Here is a 26,540-nt window from a genome sequence, read left to right on the forward strand (position 1 = left end):
TTATTTTTTTAGGCTCGCCAGAGCTTCTTTAATTTCTTTAAAATCATCAAAATCCACCCGGACACCATTGGTTTCCTGATAGGTCTCGTGACCTTTTCCCGCCACTAGTATGATATCCCTGGCCACCGCAAGCTTACATGCTGTTTTTATGGCTTGCTTTCTATTTTCTATGGACAATACCTTCTTGGTATTCTGGGGCTCCACACCAGCTTCCATTTCTTCTATGATCTTTTCGGGCGATTCTGTTCTAGGGTTATCAGATGTAAAAATGACCTGGTTGCTCATTTCTGAAGCGATATAGCCCATAACCGGACGCTTTGACTTATCACGGTCACCACCACACCCCACTACGGTGATGACGTTTTCATTTCCAGTCCTCAATGCATTGATCGTAACCAATACATTTTTGAGTGCGTCCGGCGTATGGGCATAATCAACAATAGCCGTTATTTTTTCTTTTGATATGTAATATTGGAACCTACCGTCTACGTTTTCCAGCTCGCTCATCAACCTGAGAGTCTCCAATTTTTCCAGTCCCAGAATATCCGCCGTGGCGTAAATGGCAAGTAGGTTGTATGCGTTGAAGTCACCGATAAGCTTGGACCATAATTCATTCTCATCTATTTTTAACAGTTGACCATTGAACTGCTTTTCCAAAATCTGGGCCCTATAATCGGCAAAGGTCTGTAAGGCGTAGGTATATTTTTTGGCCTTGGTATTCTGCAACATCACCAGTCCGTTCTTATCATCGATGTTGACCAAGGCAAATGCTGTTTTTGGCAAACCATCGAACAACTTTTTCTTAGTGTCCCTGTACTCCGCAAAGGTCTTGTGATAATCCAAATGATCATGGGACAAATTGGTAAATATCGCCCCTTCAAAACGGAGTCCTTCTGCTCTTTTTTGATGGATTCCATGCGAACTTACTTCCATAAAGCAAAACTCCACCCCAACATCGTTCATCTTGGACAGATAGTTGTTAATGGTAAGCACATCGGGAGTAGTATGCGTTGTTATGTATTCCTCCTCATCCACAAGCACCTTAATAGTAGAAATCAAACCTACTTTAAAACCTGCTTTTTTAAACAGATTGTACAAAAGTGTGGTTACGGTGGTCTTACCATTGGTTCCCGTAACCCCGACCAATTTTAGGTTCTTGGAAGGATTGTCATAAAAATTGGAAGCAATTATGGCCAATGCACTATTACAATTGGCAACTTGCAAATACGTAACGCCGTTGACCATTATTTCAGGAAGCTCTTCGCACACAATAGCTCTCGCCCCGGCATCCACAGCTTTTTGGATGTATTTGTGCCCATCGGTAAGGGTGCCGCGAATGGCCACGAACACATCATCCATATCGACCTTTCTGGAATCGAAATGAACATTGTTCACCATTACATTGGTATCTCCGCTTACCGCGGAAAGGCTCACACCATATAATATGTCCTTCAATAATTTCATGAAAGTTCCAATACTATTTTTTTGACCTGTTTTATGCTGGTCCCTTGGTTTACCGACTGATTTTTAACTTTTCCGTTCCCGCGCACCTCAACCTCTATCCCGAGGTTTTCCAATAAGGAAACGGCATCCATTCCGCTCATCCCTTTTACATTGGGTAGGGTACTGTACTTTTTCTGTACTTGGACATAATATTGTTGATATTGTTTATCCAAATCCACGTCTTCAATCATCTTGCTATCCACTTCATCCACCATAGGTGAAATGGCGTGTATTTTCTGTGCCATGGATTTGAATACCGGACCGGAGACATCGGCTCCGTAATATCCCTCCTCCTTATCGGGCTCATGAATCACGACTATGCACGAATATTTTGGGTTGTCCGCTGGAAAGTATCCGGCGAAAGAGGAGATATACGCCAACTTATCCGGATTCTTTTCCACGTAGTTCTTTTGTGTTGTTCCCGTTTTTCCAGCCATGGAAAAGTTTTTGGAATAGAGCTTGTGCCCTGTACCATAATCCTTTTCAACAACATCTTTTAATAACTGTTGGGCCTTCTTGACCGTCTCTCTGGAACAGATAGAAGAGTTCAGCACTTCCTTATCAAATCGCTTCAACACCTTATTGCCTTCGCGTACTTCTTGAATCAATCGAGGTTTAACATACTCGCCATCATTGGCAATAGCGTTGTAAAAAGCCAAGGTTTGAATAGGCGTCAACGACACTTCATATCCATGCGACATCCATCCCAAGGAAATACCCGACCATCCTTTATCGCCGGGATAGCGGATTACCGGCTCGCCCTCTCCAATAATAGGAAGCCCCAACTTTTTATGAAGCCCCATATTCATAAGACGGTTCACAAATTTTTCCGGTTGTTCCTTGTAATTTTCATTAATGATTTTCGCAAATGCCGTATTGGATGAAACCGCAAAGGCCTCAGCAGCCGTGATTTTTCCGTAACCGCCCCATTTGGAATCTTTTACGACACCGTCATAAATACGGTATCTTCCTTTTTCGGTATCGATTACCGTACTGGTATCAATCACCTTATCTTCCAAAGCAGCCACCAAGGACATCAATTTAAAGGTTGAGCCCGGCTCGTGGGATTCACCTACGGCATAGTTGAGTTTTTCGTAATATTTACCCTCTGAGGTTCTTCCTAAATTGGAAATGGCCTTGATTTCCCCTGTTTTGGTTTCCATCACCACTACACAACCATGGTCGGCCTTGTATTTTTCGAGCTGCTTCAACAGTTCATGGTGCGCAATATCCTGAATATTGATATCGATGGTAGAAACAACATCCAGACCATCTTGAGGCTCCACAATATTGTCCAAACCTACGGGCTTCCATTGACCCTTGGCTATTTTTTGCTTTAATCGCTTGCCTTCCCTACCCCGTAAATAAGATTCGCCGAACGCACCGTCCAAACCTACACGGGTGTAGTATCCGTTTTCGTCCACACGCTCATAACCAATGCTCCTTGCGGCCATTTTGCCCAAAGGGTATTCACGAACCACGCGATGGGTTTCTATAAATCCACCTTTATAAGGCCCAAGATTGAACAATGGAAATTGTTTGATACGTACATAATCCAGATACCCAACGTTACGGGCCACCAATTTGTAACGATTGCCATTGGCTCTCGCTTTACGGAACAATTGCCTGTAATAGGAAGATGGCTTATTGAACAATTTGCCCAAAGAATCCGATAGGGCAGCTACGTTGTTCTGGAAATTTTCTTTGGAAACCGTCTGGGCATCGAACCGAATCTCATACTTCGGCACTGATGCCGCCAACAAACTGCCATCTTCGGAGTATAGGTTACCGCGATTTGGCTCAATGGTGAACATCTTTTCGGTTTGGCTCAAAGCCAACTCCTTGTATTTTTCGCCTTCCACCATTTGAATATCTACCAACTTCACCACAACGGCAATGGCCAACACAAGAAGACCCCCCGCTACGAGGTATAATCTGTTCATGATATTTTTCTCGGTTATGGCCACTATTCCGCTGATTTAACTTTTATTTTTCTGGGAGGGTTTTCCGATGGCACCAATCCTTTTTCGGCCACCACCTGACGCAAGGTCGATTCCAATTTTAACTGCTGCACACTGGACCGCGCTTCAAAAAACTCACTCTTGAGTTTTCGAACCTCCTCGTTCAATTCAGCAATCTCCAATACTTTTTTATCGGCGTTATGACTACTGGAAATCATTAAAGCTGCCAAGAAAGAGGCAAACAACAAAAACATCCAGTTCTTGGGAGCATCTCCACTCACCAAAAACTTTCCTTTTAATATGTCCAACAATCCTTTTCTCATTCTATTTTGTTCTTTTTGTCATTCCTCGGCAGACGGAAATCTATCCACATTCCACCTTTCGACTGCCCCTTCGATTGCCCCTTCGACTGCCCCTTCGACTGCCCCTTCGACTGCCCCTTCGACTGCGCTCAGGGTGACAGCTCAAGATGACATTTCAACTACACCTTTATATTTTTTCCGCAATGCGGAGCTTTGCACTTCTTGCCCTATTGTTATTGGCTATTTCTTCTGCTGATGGCACGATTAGCTTTCCTACCTTTTTCAACGGAACATTAATGTTCCCATAAAAATCCTTTTCCGGTTCCCCGTCAAATTTCCCTGCACGGATAAAGCGTTTTGCCAATCTATCCTCCAGGGAATGGTAACTGATCAAACTCAACCTACCACCTTCATTCAACATCTCAGGTACTTGCTCCAAAAATTCTTTGAGCACTTCAATCTCTTGATTTACCTCTATCCTAATGGCTTGATAGATTTGTGCCAAAATCTTGTTCTCCTTCATTTTTGGCAAAAACCTGCTCAACACCTGCTTTAGGTCATCAGTGGTTTTGATAGGTTCTTCCGAGCGTGCTGCAACAATGGTACTGGCCATGGCTTTAGCATTTCGCAATTCGCCATACTGAAAAAGAACCGATGCTAAATCTTCTTGGGAATAGGTGTTCACCACCTGGAAGGCCGACAATTGATTATTTTTGTCCATTCGCATATCCAAATCTGCATTGAACCGAATGGAGAAACCGCGGTCAGCCTTATCGAACTGATGGGAGGAAACCCCAAAATCCGCCAAGATTCCATCAACTTTCCGAATGCCATAGAACTTTAAATATTGTTTGAGGTAGCGAAAGTTCTGGTTGATCAATTGAAACCTATCATCATCCAATGTGTTCTGAAGGGCATCTTCATCTTGATCAAATGCGAACAACTTGCCGCCTTCACCCAATCTTTTCAAAATTTCTTTGGAGTGTCCACCGCCACCAAAGGTGACATCCACATACACTCCATCTTCTTTTATATTCAATCCGTCCACTGACTCCTTTAGCAAAACCGGATTGTGATACGCACTACTCATCGTCATCAAAAATCTCCTCGGCCAGATCAGCATAATCCTTCTCGCCTTCTGCCAAGACCTTCTCGTACATATCCTTGTTCCAAATCTCGATTTTGTCAAAAACCGCATTCAGCACTACTTCTTTCTCAATTCCCGCAAACTCCACTAAGTTTTTAGGAATCTGCAATCTCCCAGAATCCCCATCAATGGCCACTTCCTTCATACCCGCCACAAAATTTCTCACAAAAGCATCGTACTTTCGATTGATTTTGCTTTTCTTCATCACTTTCTGCATGAGAACATCGAACTCGGCCTTGGGATACAATTCCAGACATTGCTGAAAAACCGACCGCTTGATTATGAACCCATCCTTTAAAACAGGCAAAAGCTGATTCTTCAAAGAAATGGGCAACAACACCCTTCCTTTGGAGTCCGCTTTACAATCATGTTGTCCTATGATATGGGTCACTAGAAATCAATTGGTTAGTTAATACAACTCAAATATATAGATTTTATTTCCACATTTCTCCACTAAACACCACTTTTGTTAATAAATTCCCCACTTTTGGGAAAAATCTTCTTGTTTGGTCTCCCAAAATCAAACTTGCAAACCATGGGCAAGGGGGAGATAAGGTTTGACCGAATGAAAAAACTTGTCCCAGTTAAGCGAAAACCTAAAATCTTTGTGATATGAAATTCCTATATTTGCCCCTCTTACTACCAACTGACTATAGATGGAAGAGCATTTAATTGAGGATGGAAAATACCGATACATAGAAAAGGGAGAAGGAACTCCCATGATCATATTGCACGGTTTGATGGGAGGCTTAAGCAACTTCCAAGGTGTATCCGAATATTTCCCACCTAAAGGATATCAGGTGCTTATTCCTGAACTGCCCATTTACGATATGCCATTGTTAAAGACCACGGTAAAAAACTTTGCCACGTTCTTGGAGGGCTTTATTGAGCACAAAGGATTGAAAGATGTAATCTTGCTTGGGAATTCCCTAGGCGGACATATCGGTCTATTGCACACCAAAATGTTCCCGGAAAGAGTGAAAGCTTTGGTAATTACCGGCAGCTCTGGGCTATACGAAAGCGCCATGGGTGATGGATATCCCAAGCGCGGTGATTATGAGTTCATTAAAAAGAAAGCTGAAGATGTTTTCTACGACCCCAAAGTGGCCACCAAAGAAATAGTGGACGAGGTTTTCGCCACAGTAAATGATAGAATGAAGTTGGTAAAGACATTGGCCATTGCCAAAAGCGCCATTCGCCATAATATGTCCAAGGATTTACCGCACATGAACACCCCAACTTGCATTATTTGGGGAGAAAACGATACCGTGACCCCTCCCAATGTTGCGAAAGAATTCCATGAATTGCTACCGGATTCCGACCTGTATTGGATAGAAAAATGTGGTCACGCCCCTATGATGGAGCATCCGAACGATTTTAACCATATTCTGGAAGCTTGGCTGAAAAAGCGTAACTTCTAGGCATGAAAATTACCTCAGCAGAATTTGTGATGAGCAACACCAACGTTGCCAAATGTCCCAATGAGCCCTTGCCCGAATATGCGTTTATCGGCAGGTCCAATGTGGGAAAATCTTCCTTGATCAATATGTTGGTGGAACGCAAATCGCTGGCCAAAACATCGGGGAGACCTGGAAAAACCCAGCTCATCAACCATTTTAAAATCAATAACAATTGGTTTCTAGTGGATTTGCCCGGTTACGGTTACGCCCGCGTTTCCAAAAAAGACAAAAAAACGTTCCAGAAATACATTACGGAGTATTTTCAAAAAAGAAAACAACTCGTCTGTGGCTTTGTTCTGGTGGATATTCGCCATGAGCCTCAACCTGTAGACCTTGAATTTATGGAATGGTTGGGCACCAATCAGATTCCGTTTGCCATTATTTTTACCAAGGCAGACAAACTAAAACCTGCTGCGATCGAAAGACAGGCCAAAGCCTATCTTCAAAAATTATTGGAGGGAGCTTGGGAAGAAGCGCCTCCACATTTTACCACCTCTTCTACAAGTCGAATGGGACGCGAGGAACTTTTGGAGTTTATCGATGGCATCAATCAAGATTTTTTCCATAGCAATAAGTAGCTAACAAGCCACATTCCCATCATCAATCAAAAAGGTAAGATTATGTTGATTTTTACGACCAATCCCACCTAAAAAACATTATTTTAATAGATAAAGATTGAAACAATGAAATCTGTATTGCACAAAGCAGCAACTCGTGGCCATGCCGACCATGGCTGGTTGAATTCACATCATACTTTTAGTTTTGCGGGCTATCATGACCCTGAGCGTATGCATTTTGGGGTTTTACGGGTTCTTAATGATGATCAAGTGGCTCCTGGTAGAGGCTTCGGCACCCACCCGCACGATAATATGGAAATTATCTCCATTCCCTTGGAAGGGGATTTGGAACACAAGGACAGTATGGGAAACACAACTACCATTAAAGAAGGTGATGTTCAAGTGATGAGCGCCGGAACAGGCATTCAACATAGTGAGTACAACAAAAACACCGACCAAGAGGTGAAGTTTTTACAAATCTGGGTTTTTCCCAACAAACGAAATGTGGAGCCTAGATACGATCAAATTTCCATTAGGGAGATTGAGAAAGAGAATGCTTTTTATCAAGTACTTTCACCAAATCCTGATGATGAAGGAGTTTGGGTGCATCAAGATGCTTGGTTCCATATGGGAAATTTTCAAGCAGGCGCAACCGATACCTATCAAATAAAAAAGGAAGGCAATGGTGTCTATGCCTTTGTTTTGGATGGGGAGGTTGAAATTGAGGGCCATAAATTGGAAAAACGAGATGGGCTTGGCATTTGGGACACAGCATCGTTCGATTTTAAATCAACCTCCAATAGCAGGGTCTTGCTTATGGAAGTTCCTATGAACCTAGACCAGATTGGGCGTTAATTCGTCCAATCTATTTTTTCAGTTCCAGCTTTTCTGCAAAATAATCACAGAAATCCTTCATGGTGGCCGTCATTTTTTCATCTTGTGTGGCCTTGAAAAAAGTATCGGCCATGGTTACCAATGTTTGATGAAAAAATACTTTCATCTCGTCCACAGGCATATCTTTGGTCCAAAGATCTATTTTTAATGACTCCTGATTTTTACTGTCCCAAACGGACAGCATCATCGCTTTAGCCTCTTCCTCATTAATTCCACCATCTTGCGCCGACCATTTCAATTCCTCGGGCACTCGGTTTTCATCCAATCCAACTGTCAATGTTATTTCCGAAGTGTGTTCTACTGCCATTTATCTTTTTGGTTTGTAATTCGACTGTTTTAAAATTTCATCCGCTGGCATATTAAGCAACTGTTTTAGGTCTGTATCGGTTTTCTCCATAAAAGCCCTTACAATTTGCCAACCCATATATCGGCCCAAACGTCCTGGTGATTCATTATCCAACTCTAGTCCAAATTTGGAGAAAGGTGCTGGATCCAAGAATTTTCTGTCCAGTCCCGTATCCGTGTTGTAGAGCAATTCACGCTCCACAAAATACGTCCATATCTGTTCCTCATTGGCTTTTGCCCACTCCATCTCTTCTGCGGAATAGCCGATTTTTTGGGCATCCGATGCCGAAGGAATCAATTTATCTTTTAGATAAAGTTCTTTTCCGTAATATACCATTCGAGAAAGAAGGGTGCGATTTCGTGGATAAGGCAATACTTTTTTGGCAAAAGCGCTTGCCACATCCGAAGTCAAAAACTTTTTGTCCAAAAAAGATGCGATATAGCGTTGCAAACCTTCATAAAAATGATGGTCTTGTCCCAAATAGTTGTCCAGACCTATCAATAAAAGGGAATCGGCCAAAATAATGCGGTCCTCATATCTAACATCCGAAGTGAGGGTTACCACATGGGGCGTTGTGGTCTCAGGAAAATAGTATTTAATATGCTTAAAAAGGGACTCCAGGCCTATTGCTTCCTGCTCAAAGTCCCCAAAAGCCTTGGCCACCTCATCCGAAAGCTCCACTTGGATTGTATCCGTTAATTTGTCGACCCAAATACTGTCCGGAAACTGCTCTGGAAACAAATAGGGGTACTTGGCCTTCAATCCGGGGATGTCTTCTGCACTTGCATTGGCAAACTCCCGGTCAAACCTTGAAATCTGTAAATCAACGGAAACCTTATCGATTTCTTCTGCTATCCTATCCGTTTCACCACAGGATGAAAGCAACAAAATCACCACTAAAACAAAACTTCTATATATGGAAATCCTAAAGTATTTCAACAACCACTTCATTTTTAAGGGCACAGGGTTTAAATTTACAGGGCACAAAGGTAATTTATTGAATCTAATTCGTAAGATATGCAAATAGAAAAGGTAATCGACCATATTGTTAATTGGCTAAAAGCATATGCCGAAAATGCAAAATGCAAAGGTTTTGTAATAGGTGTCTCGGGGGGAATTGATTCTGCCGTGACATCCACCCTCTGTGCCAAAACTGGATTGGACCTTTTATGTTTGGAGATGCCCATTCATCAAGGTAAAAACCAAGTGACCCGTGCCGACAGACATCTTGATTGGTTGATGGAAAATTTTCCGAATGTTTCCAGGCAGCCGGTTAACCTCACCCCTGTCTTTGATAGTTTGGTCGATGCCTTCCCTAAAGTTGACAAAGAAGAAGAACGCTTTATGTCACTCGCCAACACGCGGGCCAGGCTGCGGATGACCACCCTATATTATTTTGCCGCCCTGAAGGGATACTTGGTAGCAGGCACAGGAAACAAGGTAGAGGATTTTGGTATTGGCTTCTACACCAAATATGGTGATGGTGGTGTTGACCTAAGCCCAATAGCAGACTTGTTAAAAACAGAGGTTTATGAAATAGGTAGGGCACTCGGTGTGAACCAAGATATTTTGGATGCGGCACCAACCGATGGCCTGTGGGGGGACAGCAGAACGGATGAAGACCAAATTGGCGCTTCTTACCCAGAACTGGAATGGGCGATGGAAATGGACGATAAAGGCAAAACTGCGGAGGATTTTTCTGATAGGAAAAAGGAGATATTCACTATATATAAAACCTATAATACAGCGAACAAACATAAGATGGTTCCCATACCCATTTGTGAGATTCCAGCAGCGTTAAAGTAACGTTTTAACCGAAAAACCCCAGTTTAAGACGAAAAAAACCCTAGTCAAACTATGGTTTTAAGAAAAAAGTTACAGATTTACATGATTAAATTGTTATCTTGCTGGCTATATACTTTTAGTATTTAGCAGCTAACCATTCACTAAAATAAACCATTTATAATGATAAAAGTATTGATCGCTGACAACCATCCCATTGTAAGGCTTGGTATTAGACAGGTACTTGAATCAAGCTCAGATATTGAAGTCATCGCAGATGTTTCTACCACAAAAGAGCTTTTTAACACACTCAAAACTGTAACTCCAGACGTAGTAATGCTAGAGATGGATATTCCGGAAATCAATGGAATTGCCACGCTCAGAAAATTAAAATTGGAATTCCCGGACATTAAGACTTTAATGTACAGTGGGCAATCCGAAGACGTTTACGCGTTGAGCACCATCCGTGCGGGAGCATTCGGCTACCTATCCAAAACTGCAGATTTGGAATACATTATTTCCGCAGTGAAAAAAGTAAGTGAAGGCAATATGTTCATCACCAACGAACTTGCCCAGCGCTTAGCCTTTGACGAGGGAACACAAAAACCAAGAAGATTTTTCAGAAAACTTTCTTCCAGAGAGGTCGAAGTACTTAAACTTTTGGCCAGTGGAAAAAGAAACAAAGAAGTTGCGGAAGGATTAAACTTGAACGAAAAAACAGTAAGTACATATAAAGCCCGTTTGATGAAGAAATTGAACGTGGATAATTTAGTGGACTTGCTACAACAGGCAAAAGCCCTGGAACTCTATTAGAAATACCCAACCAAACCAACTATTGTGGAAACCCCTTTCAATTACTATTGGAAGGGGTTTTATATGTTAAGAAAGTACACGGTTCAATTTGGCGTTCAACAGTTTATTGAGTTGAAGATAGTTTACAATTTCTTCCAAAACCTCCGAATTATCTTGGCTATCTTTGGTTCTTTCCTGTAACTTATCAATTCGGTTTTTGATCAGGTTACAGCGCAACGTAAGTATGGTTTCCCCTACCAATTGGGCCACTCCAGTTTTTTTTTCTTTCGGATAGATGTCCCTGCGCTCCCAATCGTGCAAAACATATTGTTCCTCTTCCATTAAAATGGAAGACACTTCCGAAACAATTTCTTGATCCAATTCTGATAAAAATGCGCCGATTGAAAAATTACTGTCCTCGTTGAGCCTTTCAATCAATTTGTAATAAATGGTCTTGAACTGCTCATTGGTCAATTCAATTTCATCATCCTGAAGGTCTAAATATACCTTCTCATATACCTTGGCCTCAATGATTTCGGGTTCCAGTACCAATTCGCCTTCATCGTTTTCTTTGAGCACCAAATCCTCGAATTCTTGTTTTTGGTCGCCATAAAGCAATAGTACCTCAATGATTTTACGCTCCAACTCGTACTGTACATCAACCTTTTCAACAACAGCATCGTTCTTGACCACTTCAAAGGCCTTTTGCTCTTGTCGATTTTTTTTAGCCGTATCGGTTTGATGTTTTTTATCAATTTGTGCCAGCGTATTGTATAGCACATCTTCAGAAATCTGCATAATCTTTGCACATTCCTGCACATAGATTTCCTGTTGGATACGATCTGGTACCTTACTGATGCTATTTACAATATCCCTGACCGTATCGGCTCGTTTTATAGGATCATTGGCAGCTTCTTTGGCCAATAAAGAAGTTTTGAACTGGATAAAATCCATGGCATTCTCTGCCAAGTATTCCACCAAATCTTCGTAAGTATTGTTTTTGGAAAAACTATCCGGGTCCTCACCTTCGGGAAATGTACAGACCTTCACATTCATTCCCTGCTCCAAAATAAGATCGATACCGCGCAAAGATGCCCGTAATCCCGCCGCATCCCCATCAAACAACACGGTAATGTTTTTTGTAAGTCGATTGATGAGGCGAATCTGCTCAGGGGTCAAAGCCGTTCCGCTGGAAGAAACCACATTCTCCACACCGCTTTGAAACATCTGGATGACATCGGTATAGCCTTCCACCAAAAAACAATTGTCCTCTTTGGCAATGGCCTGCTTGGCGTGGTAGATTCCGTACAGCACCTTACTCTTATGGTAAATGTCACTTTCGGGTGAGTTCAGATATTTGGCCGCTTTTTTGTCATTGGTCAATATTCGTCCACCGAACCCCAACACCCTTCCACTCATAGAGTGAATGGGAAACATTACACGTCCTTTGAACCTATCAAACTGTCGTTTTTCGCCACCACCCTGCTCTTTTACAATGGTGAGACCTGTTTTTTCAAGGAACTCCAATTTGTACCCTTTATCCAAAGCAGTTTTGGTAAAGGCTTCCCACTCGTCCAAGCTATACCCTAGTCCAAATTTTTTAATGGTCTCATCCGTAAATCCGCGCTCTTTAAAATAGCTGAGTCCAATAGCTTTGCCAGGTTCGGACTCCCAAAGGGTTTCGGTGAAATACTTTTGGGCGTATTCGGAGACCAAATACATACTCTCCCGCTCATTGGCCTGCTCCTTCTGTTCATCCGTCTGCTCGGTCTCTTCTACCTCAATATTATATTTTTTAGCCAGATATTTTATGGCCTCGGGATAGGTAAAATGTTCGTGCTCCATTAAAAAAGCCACGACATTGCCCCCTTTTCCACTACTAAAATCCTTCCAAATCTGCTTTACGGGAGAAACCATAAAGCTGGGTGTGCGTTCATCCGTAAAAGGACTCAAGCCCTTAAAATTGGAACCAGATTTCTTCAATTGTACAAAATCACCGATCACCTCCTCCAAACGGGCGGTTTCATATACTTGGTCTATGGTGGTTTTTGAAATCAAGGCGTTGCGTTAAAATAGCTGTTAAAGGTAAATAAAAACAATGTTCTGGAGAATCGAAAATCCAAATCCCTATTTAAGATTTAGTATCTTAGAGGCACTTTCCTTTCTTGCAAGGGAATATGATAAAAATTGATTTTAATGATGAAGATTGTAATAAGGAATTATTGGGTAGTTGCGACATTTTTATTGGCCTTTCAATGGGTTACCCACGGCCAAATGGCAGAAAAAGCTAGCCCCGTAATAGAAAATGGTGAAGCACAGGTGGTCGAAGCCTTTTCCGACCCCAGCAAATGGATTCGCCACGATCTTTGGGTAGAAACCACTTTTGATTCGGACGGCGATGGTGAACTAGATCGTATGCACGTGGATGTTACCCGCCCAGAACAAACGGACACGGAAAACCTAAAGCTTCCCGTTATTTACGAATCCAGCCCTTACTATGCAGGAACAGCCGGTATGGATAAAGGTATTTTTTGGGATGTGCAGCACGAAATAGGCGAGGCGGGCAAACCCAGAAAACACCCTGAGGTCACTCGTGTAGGTGAGCGTCCCATAATCTCGAATTCCCAGATTAGGACTTGGGTGCCTCGAGGCTTTATCGTGGTCCATTCCTCTTCTCCTGGCACAGGCCTTTCCGATGGAGCCCCAACCGTTGGTGGCGATAACGAATCCCTCGCCCCAAAAGCAGTGATAGATTGGCTCAATGGAAGAGCCAAAGGCTACACGGAACGTGATGGCAATAAAGAAGTAAAGGCCTATTGGTCCACAGGAAAAGTGGGGATGACAGGCACCTCATACAACGGAACCATTCCACTTGCAGCGGCCACGACCGGAGTCGAAGGTTTAGAAGCCATAATTCCCATTGCACCGAACACTTCGTATTACCATTATTATCGTTCCAACGGCCTTGTGCGTTCCCCTGGCGGCTATTTAGGTGAGGATATTGATGTACTTTATGATTTTATCCATAGTGGCGATGAATCTAAAAGAGCTAGAAACAACAAAGTGGTCCGCGATACCGAAATGAAGAATGGTCTGGACCGGATTACAGGCGATTACAATGATTTTTGGGCCAAAAGAGATTATCTGAATGATATGAAACCCATGAAGGCCGCCCTTTTAATGTCCCATGGCTTCAATGATTGGAACGTAATGCCCGAGCACAGCTACCGTATTTATAAAAAGGCCAAGGAAATGGGACTCCCCGTGAGGATTTACTATCATCAAAATGGACATGGCGGACCACCTCCCTTGTCTATGATGAACCGATGGTTCACCCGCTACCTTTATGGTATTGAAAATGGCATCGAAGACGAACCAAAAGCATGGATTGTACGTGAAAACGATAAAAAAGATGACCCAACTCCCTACGCAGACTACCCAAATCCCGAAGCAGAGTATATAACATTATTTTTGACCAAAGGAGCACCCTCTAAAGGAGAACTGACCACCTTAAAAGCCAAAAAGCAGGGAACGGAAACCTTGGTGGACAATTATTCTTTTTCGGGTACGAGTTTGGCCAAGGCAGAGACTACCGAGCATCGGTTGCTTTACGTAACGTCACCTCTTGAGGATGATGTACATATTTCTGGAGTGCCCAAGATCAAAATAAAATTGGCTAGCAATAAGCCCGCGGCAAACTTATCCGTTTGGTTGGTATCGCTTCCATGGAGCGATGCCCTGAACACCAAGATTACGGATAATATTATTACCCGAGGTTGGGCAGACCCTCAAAACCATAGCTCACTCACAGAAAGCAAGCCTTTGATCCCCAATAAGTTTTACGAAATGGAATTTGAGCTTATGCCCGATGATCAAATCATTCCCAAAGGCCAACAAATTGGACTGATGATTTTTTCAAGCGACAAGGAATTCACACTTTGGCCAGAACCCGGAACCAAGCTGACCGTGGACTTGGATGAAACAGAACTTATACTGCCCATAGTGGGCGGTAAATTATGATTCTTGCTCAGGTAAACTGACTAAAATCATGTAACTTATCGGAAATATTATGTGTATTTAGGGAATCATAATAAATACCCTAACAACATGAAAATTTTAATAGTTTATGGCACAGTGGAAGGGCAGACCCGTAAAATAGCGAGGTTTATGGCGGACATCCTCCGAGAAAAAAGTCATCAAGTAGTTATTTCAAACGCTGTTGAAAATCCTCCTGCTCCCATGGATTTTGATGCAGTCTTGATTGGAAGTTCGATTCATATGAGCAAGTACAATACCTTGATCAAAAGTTATATCGAAGACCACATCAAGATTTTAAATAGTAAACCTACGGCATTCTTTTCGGTGAGTATGGCGGTAGCATCTTCCATTAAAGAAGAACATGATGAGGTAGTGCAAATAGCGACTGACTTTTTAAAAGAAACTAAATGGAACACAAATACCATTTGGCATATTGCGGGCGCATTAAAATACACTCGGTACAATTATTTTAAAAAACTGATCATGCGTTCCATTGCAAAAAAAGAAGGGGGTTCCATAGACACCAATAAAGATCATGAATACACTGATTGGGCAAAGGTAAAAGAACAGGTCTTACAATTTATTACTAGTTTAAAATCATAATCAAATACAAATGGACAAACATAGTTTTAGCACATTATCCGAAGCCGTGAATACCCTAACACAGGAAGAAGGGTACAAAGAAGATTTTGAGGCATTTGAAACCTGTATCAAGGCACTGTACTCCAAAAAGGAATATAAACCCAGTGATTTAAAAATCATTAACTCCTATCGTTTTGAAGGTATGACCAACCCAGGCGACCAATCCACTGTATTTAGTATTGAGGCCAACGACGGTACCAAAGGCACCATGGTGATGTCCTATAGTGCTTCGCACGGGCAAAACGAAGACCTTATTAAGCAGATTCCGTACAAAAAAGATGGATCACACCAATAGCTTACCCACGGATGAGGGTTGATATAACAACCATCCCGTTAAGCTGAATCTATTTTTATGGGCTTCCAATACCGCATGGGGTACCTCGGCACTTTTGAACAGCACACAACGTGCTGCTAGCGGCTCAACCAAGAAACTTGCGCCATCCTTTTCAAAAATCTCCAGTTCACCGCCATCACCAGGTTGCCAATGATCATTGAAATAAATAATCATGGAAATCATCCGGTTGTTGCGGTTTTCGAACTGATCCAAATGTTTGTCGTAATGCCCTCCAGAAGGATAATGGGCCAAGTGAAATTCGTATCCGGATAAACTGAGGTAACAATACCTGTTAAAGATTTTTAGGGTCTCTTCCAATAAATTCCAATACGTTTCCAATTGTGCATCGCGCTTGCGGTCCAACCAATAGGTAAAGTCGCCACGAATATTGGCATCAACTTGATTATCGGAATGGGAGCCAATGCCCGCTTCCTTAAAATTGGGCAACTTGCTGAGAAAAAAAGACTTGATTTCTGTATATAGTTCGTCCCGTAAAAAATGGTCAATAACTACATAATCCTTATCGGAGATGTCGTCCATCCAGGACAACCAATCCTCCAAACTGTGATAGCCGTTCAATGCTTCATAAATGTGGGCGAATGTAGAAAATATTTAAAAACGAAAATCATTTTTCTTCATTCATACAGGAAAGCTATAACTTTGAGAATGCCAAACACAAGATACAAATGATACTTTTTTTCGGAACAAGACCAGGTAAAAAGGAAACTAAAGTGCTTCCGAACGTTACCTGTCCTTATTGTCACCAAGCCGGAACTTTAACAGCGGTGGCCAAACCCAACTATGCCCATTTGTTCTGGATTCCTCTTTTTACTATTAATACTATCCGTTACGCCGAATGTTCGCATTGCAAAAAAGTGTACTACAAAGAGGATTTTACAGAGGAAATGGAGCGGGCATTATCTACATAAAAAACGGTCATGAAAATAATGACCGTCCTTTACTAAATCAAATAATGGTTAAATATCAAACCGAAGGCCCAGTGATATATTATTTTGTTTTACATCGGCATCCTTGAAAATTGGATTCAGGTCATACTTCAAATAAAGTAGCACTCCATCAAATCCCATATATCCGCTTACCCCATAAATAAGGTCACTACTATTATATCCGCCTATAAGTTTATCTTTAACACGTTCACCATCTCTTTTATATTTCAGTTTTTGACGAGTACCCAAACTAAACCCTCCGTATCCGCCAAAACCAAGCCTAAATTGATCTCTTAAAGAATAACGAACAGAATTCTTTCTTTTCTTGAAACGAGAAGGACCAACCTCAAAATGTACCGGAAAAACTAAATTATCCATTCTGTATTTTGATTTATCCAAATTGTATTCAAACTCCTCCAATACGGTCTGGTCTCCATCCTGGACAAATATTACGTTATCATCTTGTTTCAAACCATTGAACTGAAATGAAAATCCATAGTGCAAGCGCAACCAATTAGAGTTGTTGAAAACTCTGGTTCGCCATTGCCAGCCTATTTCAAAAAAACGACTTCCTCCTATTTTATATGGTGTATCGCTCAACGACTGTCCTTCAATTATAGCATTATTGAGCCCAACAGCAATCACAAAATCAGAGTAGGTACGTCGATCATACTTTATATCTCTTTTCCATCCCCTGGAATTAAAAGTGATTGCAGGCTTACCATCGATGAGTATACCAATTCGCATATCATCAATATCAAGGGTATCCGATTTGGTAAGCATGAGCACCTCACCCTCATTGCGTTGCAACCAAGCTATTTTATTTTCAACAATTGCGACACGGTTCTCTATGTTCAATGCCCGCCGTTTGGCAGCCTCCTCTTTTAGGGTTTTAGCTTCGTTTTCCGAGATGTCACCATCATCCAATCGTTTATTGATATCCTTAACTTCGGACTTTAGGGCATCCTTCTCCTGATCTATCACACGTTGCTTTTCAACTTTCAACGCTTCAATTTTCTTTTGATAGTCTTCCTCCTGTCCAAATGATACTTGGAAAATTAGGAACAAACACAGCACTGCTGAATAAAATGTAATTTTTTTCATGATTGATTTTTGATTATAAACCTCCCTTCCTTCCTGCCCGTTGGGACAGGAAGTTGTAGAAGGTTTGTTTTGATTGATGAATAAAATTTATTGATTTCGGTCTGCCACCGCTGTACGTAGTTTTAGGTAACCTGATTTTAAGGCATCAAAGATTTGGTCTCGGAACGATTCGTCCAGTTCATCCTCCACTTCGGCCAATAGTGACATCGCATCCACGGACCCCCCCTCGGTGAATAACTTATCGGTCAAAATCTGTCGTTGTGCCGCTCGCAAAAGTGAATCTACTTCGGCATCAGATACATCTTGCTGTGCAGTTTCCATAAGCTCAACCTGGGCCACTACTTCCTCTACCTTTTGTGCAATCAGTCTATCTGAATTTATTTTGATTTCGTCCCGTAAAGGCTCTTTTACTTCTTCCTCGGCAATTGCAGTATTGGAAACCGGTGTTTTTGAAGCAAATTCCTCTGTTTTTTCTGGCGCAACAGGTTCTGACTTTGTTTTGGTAACCTCGGTCTGCTCGTCCTTCACTAGTTCTTTGACCTTTCTATCTTCAAACTGAGTTTGTGTTTCCGTTTTAGTCTCGGTATCCACTACTTGGATTTGTTCCACTTCAGCATCACCCTTTGTAAAAAAGAATACCGACACTAATGCAATTCCCACAACACTGGCAGCTATGGCGTAGGGGAACCAAGTATTCCTCTTTCTTGGTGCTGGCTCCTTTACCTGTGAGGCGATTTTATCCCAAGCCCCTTTTGACGGCGCAATAGTCCGATCCTCCAACCTCTCCTTGATATGTTTTTCGAGTTTATCCATACCCTCTATTTTTTGTTTGCCGAATTTGATTTGGGCGACATTCCCTTTAAACTTAAATTATCTTGAAGCATCTTTCTGGCCTTGAACAATTGCGATTTTGATGTTCCTTCGGATATTTCCAGCATCGCAGCAATTTCTTTGTGACCATATCCTTCAATCGCATTAAGCAAAAACACTGCTTTATAGCCTTCCGGAAGTTCATCAATAAGATGTTGCACATATTCCACATCCAAAGGACTATCATTGGTGGGTGCAATTTCACCGTTCATTTCAACTGCATCGTCGTCGTAGACCACAAATTGCCTTTTGCGCAGATACGAAATGCTTTCGCGCACCATAATGGTTCTTATCCAACCTTCAAAGCTTCCTTTATGTTGAAAAGAGCTCAAATGGTTAAAGACCTTTACAAAACCATTGATCATCACATCTTCCGCAAAATGAAGGTCTTTCACATATTGTCTGCAAACTCCCAACATTTTGGGCGAAAACTTATCGTACAACAGCTTTTGAGCTTGTTGGTCGCCCTTGATCGATTTTTTGATCAATTGTTTTTCGTTGCTATGTAGCGTGATGATCTTCAAAAGTTTGGTTTATAAAAGTGCTTCTATTGTAATAGACGGGATACAAACACGAATAGTTGCCTGAAAATAAAAATTTTCAGTATTTAATTGATATTCAATATTTTAAAATATTATTTTTTACGATCTACAACGTAGTTGACCATTAGTGTGAGGGCACTTTTGTATTCAGAATCGGGATAATTGTCCAAAATGGCCAAGGCTTCGTCCTTGAACTCCAACATTTTTACTACGGCATAATCTAGGCCGCCTTTTTCCTTCACGTAGGCAATGACTTCCTTTACCCGCTTTTTGTTCTTGTTGTGCTTTTTGATGGAGTTGATGAGCCACTTCTTCTTTTCCTTGTCGCTATGGTTCAACGCATAAATTAGGGGAAGGGTCATTTTTTGTTCTTTAATATCGATTCCCGTTGGTTTTCCAATTTTCTCGGCACCGTAGTCAAAAAGGTCATCTTTAATTTGAAAGGCCATTCCACAAAGCTCACCGAACTTTCTAAAAATTTCCACTTCCTCGGAATCAGGTCGAACGGAACAGGCTCCCATACTGCAACAGGCTGCAATTAAGGTTGCCGTCTTCTGGCGGATGATGTCGTAATAAACCTCTTCCGTAATATCCAACAATCGTGCTTTTTCAATTTGAAGCAGTTCCCCCTCGCTCATGTCCCGAACAGCATTGGATATGATATGGAGCAAATCGTAATTCTTATCTTCCAAGGAAACCAATAATCCCTTCGAGAAAAGGAAATCACCGACCAAAACGGCAATTTTGTTCTTCCACAAAGCATTGATTGAAAAAAAACCCCTGCGCTTGTTGCTATCGTCCACGACATCATCATGAACCAAGCTAGCGGTATGGATCAACTCGATGATGGAGGCTCCCGTGTAAGTGCGCTCATTGACCTCACCGTTCAGCAATTTGGCAGTCAAAAAAACGAACATTGGGCGCATTTGCTTGCCCTTTCTGTTAACAATGTAGTAGGTAATCCTATTGAACAATGCGACTTTTGAGGACATGGATTTGAGAAATTTTTCCTCAAAAAGCTGCATCTCGGTTTCAATAGGTTCTCTTATCTGCGAAACGATTTTCAACGTAACGGTGTGGTGTTTGGTTTGAATCCCTAAAAGTAGCGAAAATGCAAGAGTTGATGGAATGAAATCGAAGTTTTAAGATACAGTCCTAAAAGTATCGGTGATTTGTAGGGAAATGGGTGATGATTGGCAAAAGGTGATGGGAGCGAAGGACTAAAGCAAATATAAGGAGGGGTAAAGAATAAAATAAGGCTAGAACATTGCTTATTGCTTATTGCAAAATCTAGCCTTTGTTCGCCAGCTGTCCACAAGCGGCATCAATGTCCTTACCACGGGACCTGCGAACGGTTACGGTTATGCCATTGCGTTCCAAGGTATTCTGATACATTTCCACTGCTTTGTTCGATGCTTGCTGAAACTCACCGTCATCAATGGGATTGTACTCGATGATATTCACTTTTGACGGCGCAAACTTGCAAAACTTGACCAAGGCATCAACAGCTTCTTGAGTGTCGTTAATTCCTTTCCAAACCACATATTCGTAGGTAATTCTGTTTTTGGTTTTGTTGTACCAATATTCCAAAGCTTCCCTCAAGTCTTTCAAAGGAAAGGTGGAATTAAAGGGCATTATGGACGTACGCACCTCATCAATGGCAGAGTGTAAAGAAACGGCCAAACCGAACTTCACTTCTTCATCCGCCATTTTTTTAATGATTTTGGGCACTCCCGAAGTGGAAACTATAATCCTTTTGGGTGACATTCCCAATCCTTCCGGTGAAGTAATCTTTTCGATGGCCTTCAATACATTGTTGTAGTTCATCAAAGGCTCGCCCATGCCCATAAAAACGATATTGCTCAATGGGCGATCAAAATACAACCGACTTTCATTGTCAATCGCCACAACCTGATCATAAATCTCATCCGGATTCAAGTTTCGCATACGCTTCAAACGGGCCGTTGCACAAAACCTACAATCCAAACTACATCCCACTTGACTGGATACACAGGCGGTGGTGCGGGTGTCGGTTGGAATCAAAACGGATTCGACAATCAAACCATCATGCAGACGCACCGCATTTTTAATGGTGCCATCTGCACTGCGCTGTATTTGGTCCACCCGAATATGGTTGATAACAAAATGGTCCTCCAACATTTTTCGGGTTTCCTTGGAGATATTGGTCATCGCATCAAAATCGTGGGCAGATTTCTGCCACAACCATTCGTACACTTGATTGCCGCGAAACGCCTTATCGCCCTGCTCCACAAAAAATTGTCGAAGCTGCTCTTTGGTTAATGCGCGTATGTCCTTTTTTCTGATTTCCATCACTTAAAGATAAGCAAGAAAAAATCCCGTTGGCCATAAGGCGAACGGGATTTATTTATGAATTAGATACCTGTTGTACTTATAATCCCTTTCCGAGTCATTCAGAATTTATTTCGGAATCCCATAAAGATTAATCCGAACCTACCATATGAGAACCTGAAACGAGTTCAGGTTGACGAAAGTTTTGTTTATGATAAATCTAGCTAATCAATTTACAGAATCAACATTGCGTCCCCGTAGGAATAAAAGCGGTAACCTTCCAAAATGGCTTGCTTGTACGCTTTTTTAATCAAATCGTGACCCGCGAATGCAGAGACCATCATCAACAAAGTTGATTTTGGCAAATGGAAGTTTGTGATCATACAGTTCGCAATACTGAACTCGTATGGAGGGAAGATGAACTTGTTGGTCCAACCCTCGTGGGTATTCAAGGTATGCTCGGAAGATACTGCGCTTTCCAATCCTCTCATTACCGTTGTTCCCACCGCGCAAACTTTTCTTTTGTTCGCTTTAGCGTTGTTTACGATTTCTGTTGCTTTTTCATCAATCACCAATTCCTCACTGTCCATTTTATGTTTGGACAGATCCTCAACCTCCACAGGGTTAAAGGTTCCCAAACCAACGTGCAAGGTTACTTCGGCAAATTCGATTCCCTTGATCTCCAAACGCTTCAATAAGTGCTTGGAAAAATGCAAACCTGCTGTTGGGGCAGCCACGGCACCTTCATGCTTTGCATAAATGGTTTGGTAACGTTCCTCATCATCAGGAGTAACTTCCCTTTTAATGTATTTTGGAAGCGGGGTCTCCCCTAGTTCTCTTAGTTTTCTTCTAAAATCAGTGTAAGAACCATCATAAAGGAAACGCAATGTTCTTCCCCTTGATGTGGTATTGTCGATCACTTCGGCCACCAAACTCTCGTCCTCACCAAAGTAAAGTTTGTTTCCGATACGTATTTTTCTTGCTGGATCTACCAATACGTCCCAAAGACGCTGCTCTTGGTTAAGCTCACGCAACAAAAAAACTTCGATTCTAGCCCCTGTTTTTTCCTTATTACCAAAAAGTCTGGCAGGAAATACCTTGGTATTGTTCAAGACCATCACATCGTCTTCCTCAAAATAATCAACTAGGTCTTTGAACATTTTATGTTCAATTTTTCCTGTATCCCTATGAACCACCATTAATTTGGATTCGTCCCTGTGTTCCGCAGGATATTCTGCCAATAGTTCTTTTGGCAATTCAAAATTGAAGTTCGATAATTTCATGTGGATTTTTTTCGATATTTTTAAAGAATGGCAAATATACAACCTCGGGATAGCGGATGTCAAGTAATTTGATGATTAAATGTGATTTACAGTTCCACGATTCCGAAACCGAAGGTTTTCAGGTCGTTCCAAAAATCGGGGTAGGATTTGGAAACCACCTCTGCGTCATTGACCACAAAGTCTACTTTTAGAGCCAAAGGGCCAAAGGCCATTGCCATTCGGTGGTCGTTGTAGGTATCGACTGCGACTTCGCCTTTAAGGTTTGAATGCGGTTGCAAGGTTAAACTTTCGGAATCAATATCCACCGTAGCTCCAAATTTGCCCAACTCGGTCTGCAATGCGGCCAAACGATCGGTTTCCTTTATCGGCAAGGTATGCAAGCCGGTAAGATGACATCCAACGCCCAAACCTAGACATGTAACTGCAATGGTCTGCGCAATATCTGGAGCATTGGAAAGGTCGTACTTCAAATATTCCGATTTGACTTCAGTTGTTTTTTTAAGAATAATGGTATTGTTGGAAAACGTAGTTTCCACTCCAAAATCGTTATAGATTTTGGCCAAAATGCTATCGCCCTGCAAAGAACTTTGTTTGTACGATGACAATTGAATCTCCGTTCCCACCTCGCACATGGCCACAATACTATAAAAATAACTGGCCGAACTCCAATCGGATTCCACGACCAAAGTGGTATCGGCCACAGCTTGTTTTGGTGCTATGCTAATTTTGTTGCCTTCAAAGCTTGTTTGCACTCCGATTTGCTCCAAGAGCGCCAAGGTCATTTTTATGTAGGGGATGGAGGTTATTTTACCGATAAGTTCCAGCTCCAAACCATTTTCCAAACTGGGAGCAATCAATAGCAGAGCCGAAATATATTGACTGCTGATATTGGCTGGAAGCGAGACTTGACTTTTTTCCAACTTTTTCCCAGTGATTCTAAGCGGTGGGTATCCTGCTGTTTTTTCATATTGAATATCGGCACCTAGCGATTGAAGTGCTTTTACCAACACCTTAATCGGACGTTCCTGCATGCGCTGTGAGCCAGTCAACACCACTCTTTTTCCTTCTTGCGAAGCAAAATAGGCCGTTAAAAATCGCATGGCCGTGCCTGCGTGATGAATGTCCACCACTCCAGTAGATTTGGTCAATCCCTTTTGCATTACTTCGCCATCATCGGAATTGGAAAGGTTCTCTATTTTAATGTTCGGGAAAAGGGCCTGCAATAAAAGTGAACGATTGGTCTCGCTCTTGGAACCTGTTATTGCAATACTTTTTCGAATTTTACTATCGCTGGGTGAAGTAAGCTGGAGTCTCAATGCCGTACTGTTTGAATGAATTGTCAAAACTAGAAAAAACAGCCCTAATGTCCCTTTAAGCAGGCAACTTTATTTGAGCTTTTTGTTATTTTGATGACGGTCGTGATCTCGTTTGGTCTTAATATCCAATTTTTTATCAAAAGCTTCCTGTAAATCTATCCCCGTTTGGTTGGCCAAACAGAGTACCACAAAAACAACATCGGCTAGTTCTTCGCCCAAATCCTTGGTCTTGTCGGACTCCTTTTCACTCTGTTCCCCGTAGCGCCTTGCAATAATGCGGGCCACCTCACCTACCTCTTCGGTAAGCTGGGCCATATTAGTAAGTTCGTTAAAGTAGCGGACCCCGTGATTTTTAATCCATTCGTCAACGGCTTGTTGTGCGTTTTCTATGTTCACCTTGCAAGTATTAAAATTTAGATACAAATGTAAGGACAACTTGCCTATTCCTTTTCCAGAACCAGATAAGTTTGGTTTTGGGTGGCTACGGCATTTCCAAAAAACTCTTTCACAAAATGATAACCCTCGCTAGAGTACTGTGGAAACTTAAGTTGGAATGAAAAAACCACCATAACATCGCCTTGCATTTCGCTGGTATTGAAACGCATTACCCCGCTTCCATCGGGCAGTCCTAAATTTATGGGCTCGGGCAATTCTTTGATTTTGTATCCTTCGGGTACTTCAATTTTGGCCATATAATTGAACTTTCTGAGGTAACCAAAATCAACGGGATAGTTTCTTGTTTCCGCTTTAAATGGATTGTCTTTGAAATAACGTATCAAAAATGGATTGAAGTAGATTGTTTCTGACGGTTCCAAGTCCTCCATTTCAAATGAAAAATGTTCCACCAAACTTTTTTCGTTCGATTGACCTTTCACAATTTCATAATCTTCAATGTAAAAGCCACCCGTATTATTTTTTTCCATCTCTTCCAAATACTCTTCTTCGGACACTGATGCCAATTGGCTTCTTTTAAAATATGCATCGTACCCTTTGGAAACCTCATCGACTGTTCCTGTGGCCAAACCATTTTCCGGGTCCAACTTCACCTGCAGCCTTATGGCCCTGCTATTTAATTTCTCCGGTATAATATCGTACCAATAGCTATCGCCATCCAAATCCATTACTCGACCGTAATAATTTAAGCATCGATAAGGGAGCATACCAAAAGGCAATTGCTTGTCGGTGGCATCCAGTAGATATGTGGTTCCATCAATCTCCAATTTGGCCACTACATAATTAAAGTCTGACATTACCGGGTGTGTCTTTTTGGGCAGTCCGTGCTTACGGGTCGACAAAACCATCAAATCTGTATCAATTCCGGAAGCATTCAGCAAATTGATCAATGTGATGTTTATTTCGGCAACATTGCCTACGCCTTCGTCAAATGCCTTTTTCACCTTATTATTCCTAAATATTCCAAACTTACCGTTCCACCTGTAATGGGATTTAACAAAGTTATAGAGGTTTTTTGCCTTGGTAAGCTCGTCCTCCTTTCCAGAAATGATTTCCAAAGGAACATTCCGTTCAAAGTAATTTTTCTTTCGTAATTGTCCCCCAATATCCCTATCGGTCCTAAACTCTTTGTCCACATCCTTCCAGGACTTGGTAAACTTTTGTGTAAGTCCATCGAACCCCTGATATTCAGAAAGTTCAAATTCCAATCGTGACCTATAATTGGAGGGTGCCAACATATATTCTTCATCAGCTTTAAAGGCAGGCACATCCTTCATGACATATTTCAGGACTTCACAATCCGCTTGCTTTGATATTCCGGGAACACTAAAGCAATCCGGCTTTAGGGAAGCTTCGTTCACATCCAAAGGAAACTCCCCCAACAAGGTTCTATTGTACTGGTAATTTCCTGGAATCTCAGCATTGTACTCCGTGTATATTTTAGGTATATGTTCTTGAAATTCCCATCCGTTTAGATTGTAAAAGAACGGTGATTGTATTTCATAGGCATATTCCAAAATCGACCCTTCCTGCACATTGGGAAACGTAAATCTTTTTTCTGACCAGCGTTCGTTGACCTCTACATCATAAATGGTGTTCTGGATGATATTGTACTTAAGACCGTTTGTATGTGTTATGCCTTCAACGTCATTTACTATTTCCGTTTGGCTCTCGGAATGATAATATGGAATGGTGATATCTGCTTCCGAAAATCCCTCCTTGTCCAATACTTTTATCCTGGCATGATACTTTGTGATCAGCCTAACATATCCTCGGCGCACCTCAAAGTAGTTTTCGCCCTTTTCATATAGGTAAACGGCATGGGCGGTGGTGTCCTTTTCATACGTTTTAAATTCCGACTCAAAAAGGGAAAGTTGTCCAAAGTGCACTTTTTGTCCGAAGACCAGAACACATTGGAGCAATACCAATATCGTTACTATTTTTTTCATATCCGACC

27 protein-coding genes are annotated in these 26,540 nt (G+C 41.8%); 9 read left to right on the forward strand and 18 right to left on the reverse strand.

Annotation, left to right across the window (positions count from 1 at the left end):
• The 5 genes from J4E06_RS16405 to J4E06_RS16425 all read right to left on the reverse strand — a co-directional run bounded on the left by J4E06_RS16405 (position 1) and on the right by J4E06_RS16425 (position 5,304).
• Positions 1–1,464, reverse strand: coding sequence for a UDP-N-acetylmuramoyl-L-alanyl-D-glutamate--2,6-diaminopimelate ligase (locus tag J4E06_RS16405; RefSeq protein WP_349525079.1), 1,464 nt, complete (start codon positions 1,462–1,464; stop codon positions 1–3).
• Positions 1,461–3,470 (reverse strand): PASTA domain-containing penicillin-binding protein, encoded by a 2,010-nt coding sequence (locus J4E06_RS16410; protein WP_349525080.1) that lies wholly within the window; start codon positions 3,468–3,470, stop codon positions 1,461–1,463. Before J4E06_RS16410 ends, J4E06_RS16405 begins: the two co-directional genes overlap by 4 nt.
• Positions 3,470–3,787: an FtsL-like putative cell division protein gene (locus J4E06_RS16415; protein ID WP_349525081.1), complete on the reverse strand. Its 318-nt coding sequence runs from the start codon at positions 3,785–3,787 to the stop codon at positions 3,470–3,472. The genes J4E06_RS16410 and J4E06_RS16415 overlap by 1 nt, the downstream gene beginning before the upstream one ends.
• 166 nt (positions 3,788–3,953) lie before the next feature.
• Positions 3,954–4,856 carry a 16S rRNA (cytosine(1402)-N(4))-methyltransferase RsmH gene (rsmH, locus tag J4E06_RS16420; protein WP_349525082.1) on the reverse strand — a complete coding sequence of 301 codons (903 nt, stop codon included), beginning with the start codon at positions 4,854–4,856 and terminating at the stop codon, positions 3,954–3,956.
• Positions 4,849–5,304, reverse strand: coding sequence for a division/cell wall cluster transcriptional repressor MraZ (locus J4E06_RS16425; RefSeq protein WP_349525083.1), 456 nt, complete (start codon positions 5,302–5,304; stop codon positions 4,849–4,851). Before J4E06_RS16425 ends, rsmH begins: the two co-directional genes overlap by 8 nt.
• 265 nt (positions 5,305–5,569) lie before the next feature.
• On the opposite strand from J4E06_RS16425, the gene J4E06_RS16430 reads away from it, so the two are divergent.
• The 3 genes from J4E06_RS16430 to J4E06_RS16440 all read left to right on the forward strand — a co-directional run bounded on the left by J4E06_RS16430 (position 5,570) and on the right by J4E06_RS16440 (position 7,785).
• A complete protein-coding gene (locus J4E06_RS16430) occupies positions 5,570–6,334 on the forward strand; it encodes an alpha/beta fold hydrolase (protein ID WP_349525084.1) in 765 nt (254 codons plus the stop codon).
• 2 nt (positions 6,335–6,336) lie between these two features.
• Positions 6,337–6,951, forward strand: a complete 615-nt coding sequence (yihA, locus tag J4E06_RS16435; protein ID WP_349525085.1) for a ribosome biogenesis GTP-binding protein YihA/YsxC — start codon at positions 6,337–6,339, stop codon at positions 6,949–6,951.
• 105 nt (positions 6,952–7,056) lie between these two features.
• Positions 7,057–7,785 carry a pirin family protein gene (locus J4E06_RS16440; protein WP_349525086.1) on the forward strand — a complete coding sequence of 243 codons (729 nt, stop codon included), beginning with the start codon at positions 7,057–7,059 and terminating at the stop codon, positions 7,783–7,785.
• Between the two features lie 10 nt (positions 7,786–7,795).
• Here J4E06_RS16440 and gldC read toward each other — a convergent pair whose 3' ends face one another.
• Positions 7,796–8,131: a gliding motility protein GldC gene (gldC, locus tag J4E06_RS16445; protein WP_014033322.1), complete on the reverse strand. Its 336-nt coding sequence runs from the start codon at positions 8,129–8,131 to the stop codon at positions 7,796–7,798.
• A complete protein-coding gene (gldB, locus tag J4E06_RS16450; protein ID WP_349525087.1) occupies positions 8,132–9,121 on the reverse strand; it encodes a gliding motility lipoprotein GldB in 990 nt (329 codons plus the stop codon).
• Positions 9,122–9,187: 66 nt separating this feature from the next.
• On the opposite strand from gldB, the gene nadE reads away from it, so the two are divergent.
• Both nadE and J4E06_RS16460 read left to right on the forward strand, forming a co-directional pair.
• The gene (gene nadE, locus J4E06_RS16455) at positions 9,188–9,976 is read left to right on the forward strand and encodes an NAD(+) synthase (RefSeq protein ID WP_349525088.1); all 789 of its coding nucleotides are present in this window, start codon (positions 9,188–9,190) and stop codon (positions 9,974–9,976) included.
• A 159-nt stretch (positions 9,977–10,135) separates the two neighbouring features.
• Positions 10,136–10,765, forward strand: coding sequence for a response regulator (locus J4E06_RS16460; protein WP_349525089.1), 630 nt, complete (start codon positions 10,136–10,138; stop codon positions 10,763–10,765).
• Positions 10,766–10,831: 66 nt separating this feature from the next.
• On the opposite strand, the gene dnaG is transcribed toward J4E06_RS16460, so the two are convergent.
• The gene (gene dnaG, locus J4E06_RS16465; RefSeq protein ID WP_349525090.1) at positions 10,832–12,802 is read right to left on the reverse strand and encodes a DNA primase; all 1,971 of its coding nucleotides are present in this window, start codon (positions 12,800–12,802) and stop codon (positions 10,832–10,834) included.
• Positions 12,803–12,943: 141 nt separating this feature from the next.
• On the opposite strand from dnaG, the gene J4E06_RS16470 reads away from it, so the two are divergent.
• The 3 genes from J4E06_RS16470 to J4E06_RS16480 all read left to right on the forward strand — a co-directional run bounded on the left by J4E06_RS16470 (position 12,944) and on the right by J4E06_RS16480 (position 15,719).
• Positions 12,944–14,764: a Xaa-Pro dipeptidyl-peptidase gene (locus tag J4E06_RS16470; RefSeq protein WP_502877358.1), complete on the forward strand. Its 1,821-nt coding sequence runs from the start codon at positions 12,944–12,946 to the stop codon at positions 14,762–14,764.
• A gap of 87 nt (positions 14,765–14,851) precedes the next feature.
• Positions 14,852–15,385 (forward strand): flavodoxin domain-containing protein, encoded by a 534-nt coding sequence (locus tag J4E06_RS16475; RefSeq protein WP_349525092.1) that lies wholly within the window; start codon positions 14,852–14,854, stop codon positions 15,383–15,385.
• A 10-nt stretch (positions 15,386–15,395) separates the two neighbouring features.
• On the forward strand, positions 15,396–15,719 hold the full coding sequence (locus tag J4E06_RS16480; RefSeq protein ID WP_349525093.1) for a phosphoribosylpyrophosphate synthetase: 324 nt from the start codon (positions 15,396–15,398) through the stop codon (positions 15,717–15,719).
• Here the strand turns inward: J4E06_RS16480 and J4E06_RS16485 are convergent.
• Entirely contained in the window at positions 15,708–16,337 is a 630-nt protein-coding gene (locus tag J4E06_RS16485; RefSeq protein WP_349525094.1) for a 2OG-Fe(II) oxygenase, read from the reverse strand. The genes J4E06_RS16480 and J4E06_RS16485 overlap by 12 nt on opposite strands.
• Before the next feature lie 107 nt (positions 16,338–16,444).
• On the opposite strand from J4E06_RS16485, the gene J4E06_RS16490 reads away from it, so the two are divergent.
• A complete protein-coding gene (locus J4E06_RS16490; protein WP_349525095.1) occupies positions 16,445–16,687 on the forward strand; it encodes a zinc-ribbon domain-containing protein in 243 nt (80 codons plus the stop codon).
• 48 nt (positions 16,688–16,735) lie between these two features.
• On the opposite strand, the gene J4E06_RS16495 is transcribed toward J4E06_RS16490, so the two are convergent.
• The 9 genes from J4E06_RS16495 to J4E06_RS16535 all read right to left on the reverse strand — a co-directional run bounded on the left by J4E06_RS16495 (position 16,736) and on the right by J4E06_RS16535 (position 26,532).
• A complete protein-coding gene (locus J4E06_RS16495) occupies positions 16,736–17,809 on the reverse strand; it encodes a hypothetical protein (protein ID WP_349525096.1) in 1,074 nt (357 codons plus the stop codon).
• An 87-nt stretch (positions 17,810–17,896) separates the two neighbouring features.
• Positions 17,897–18,622, reverse strand: coding sequence for a hypothetical protein (locus J4E06_RS16500; protein ID WP_349525097.1), 726 nt, complete (start codon positions 18,620–18,622; stop codon positions 17,897–17,899).
• A gap of 5 nt (positions 18,623–18,627) precedes the next feature.
• Positions 18,628–19,203 carry an RNA polymerase sigma factor gene (locus J4E06_RS16505; protein WP_349525098.1) on the reverse strand — a complete coding sequence of 192 codons (576 nt, stop codon included), beginning with the start codon at positions 19,201–19,203 and terminating at the stop codon, positions 18,628–18,630.
• A 110-nt stretch (positions 19,204–19,313) separates the two neighbouring features.
• Positions 19,314–20,288 carry a polyprenyl synthetase family protein gene (locus J4E06_RS16510; RefSeq protein WP_349525099.1) on the reverse strand — a complete coding sequence of 325 codons (975 nt, stop codon included), beginning with the start codon at positions 20,286–20,288 and terminating at the stop codon, positions 19,314–19,316.
• Between the two features lie 223 nt (positions 20,289–20,511).
• Positions 20,512–21,552 (reverse strand): dual-specificity RNA methyltransferase RlmN, encoded by a 1,041-nt coding sequence (rlmN, locus tag J4E06_RS16515; protein ID WP_349525100.1) that lies wholly within the window; start codon positions 21,550–21,552, stop codon positions 20,512–20,514.
• A gap of 212 nt (positions 21,553–21,764) precedes the next feature.
• Entirely contained in the window at positions 21,765–22,814 is a 1,050-nt protein-coding gene (gene queA / locus J4E06_RS16520; RefSeq protein WP_349525101.1) for a tRNA preQ1(34) S-adenosylmethionine ribosyltransferase-isomerase QueA, read from the reverse strand.
• An 86-nt stretch (positions 22,815–22,900) separates the two neighbouring features.
• Positions 22,901–24,130 carry a 3-phosphoshikimate 1-carboxyvinyltransferase gene (locus J4E06_RS16525; protein WP_349525102.1) on the reverse strand — a complete coding sequence of 410 codons (1,230 nt, stop codon included), beginning with the start codon at positions 24,128–24,130 and terminating at the stop codon, positions 22,901–22,903.
• A 69-nt stretch (positions 24,131–24,199) separates the two neighbouring features.
• Positions 24,200–24,526: a nucleotide pyrophosphohydrolase gene (locus J4E06_RS16530; protein WP_349525103.1), complete on the reverse strand. Its 327-nt coding sequence runs from the start codon at positions 24,524–24,526 to the stop codon at positions 24,200–24,202.
• A gap of 44 nt (positions 24,527–24,570) precedes the next feature.
• Positions 24,571–26,532 carry a DUF3858 domain-containing protein gene (locus J4E06_RS16535; RefSeq protein ID WP_349525104.1) on the reverse strand — a complete coding sequence of 654 codons (1,962 nt, stop codon included), beginning with the start codon at positions 26,530–26,532 and terminating at the stop codon, positions 24,571–24,573.
• Positions 26,533–26,540 lie beyond the last annotated feature (8 nt).

Source organism: Allomuricauda sp. NFXS6, assembly GCF_040148835.1.
Taxonomy (GTDB): domain Bacteria; phylum Bacteroidota; class Bacteroidia; order Flavobacteriales; family Flavobacteriaceae; genus Flagellimonas.

Coding starts and splice junctions, on each gene's coding strand:
- J4E06_RS16405 (WP_349525079.1), bottom strand. CDS start 1,464: ATGAAATTATTGAAGGACATATTATATGGTGTGAGCCTTTCCGCGGTA.
- J4E06_RS16415 (WP_349525081.1), bottom strand. CDS start 3,787: ATGAGAAAAGGATTGTTGGACATATTAAAAGGAAAGTTTTTGGTGAGT.
- rsmH (WP_349525082.1), bottom strand. CDS start 4,856: ATGAGTAGTGCGTATCACAATCCGGTTTTGCTAAAGGAGTCAGTGGAC.
- J4E06_RS16430 (WP_349525084.1), top strand. CDS start 5,570: ATGGAAGAGCATTTAATTGAGGATGGAAAATACCGATACATAGAAAAG.
- yihA (WP_349525085.1), top strand. CDS start 6,337: ATGAAAATTACCTCAGCAGAATTTGTGATGAGCAACACCAACGTTGCC.
- J4E06_RS16440 (WP_349525086.1), top strand. CDS start 7,057: ATGAAATCTGTATTGCACAAAGCAGCAACTCGTGGCCATGCCGACCAT.
- gldC (WP_014033322.1), bottom strand. CDS start 8,131: ATGGCAGTAGAACACACTTCGGAAATAACATTGACAGTTGGATTGGAT.
- gldB (WP_349525087.1), bottom strand. CDS start 9,121: ATGAAGTGGTTGTTGAAATACTTTAGGATTTCCATATATAGAAGTTTT.
- nadE (WP_349525088.1), top strand. CDS start 9,188: ATGCAAATAGAAAAGGTAATCGACCATATTGTTAATTGGCTAAAAGCA.
- J4E06_RS16460 (WP_349525089.1), top strand. CDS start 10,136: ATGATAAAAGTATTGATCGCTGACAACCATCCCATTGTAAGGCTTGGT.
- J4E06_RS16470 (WP_502877358.1), top strand. CDS start 12,944: ATGAAGATTGTAATAAGGAATTATTGGGTAGTTGCGACATTTTTATTG.
- J4E06_RS16475 (WP_349525092.1), top strand. CDS start 14,852: ATGAAAATTTTAATAGTTTATGGCACAGTGGAAGGGCAGACCCGTAAA.
- J4E06_RS16480 (WP_349525093.1), top strand. CDS start 15,396: ATGGACAAACATAGTTTTAGCACATTATCCGAAGCCGTGAATACCCTA.
- J4E06_RS16490 (WP_349525095.1), top strand. CDS start 16,445: ATGATACTTTTTTTCGGAACAAGACCAGGTAAAAAGGAAACTAAAGTG.
- J4E06_RS16495 (WP_349525096.1), bottom strand. CDS start 17,809: ATGAAAAAAATTACATTTTATTCAGCAGTGCTGTGTTTGTTCCTAATT.
- J4E06_RS16500 (WP_349525097.1), bottom strand. CDS start 18,622: ATGGATAAACTCGAAAAACATATCAAGGAGAGGTTGGAGGATCGGACT.
- rlmN (WP_349525100.1), bottom strand. CDS start 21,552: ATGGAAATCAGAAAAAAGGACATACGCGCATTAACCAAAGAGCAGCTT.
- queA (WP_349525101.1), bottom strand. CDS start 22,814: ATGAAATTATCGAACTTCAATTTTGAATTGCCAAAAGAACTATTGGCA.
- J4E06_RS16535 (WP_349525104.1), bottom strand. CDS start 26,532: ATGAAAAAAATAGTAACGATATTGGTATTGCTCCAATGTGTTCTGGTC.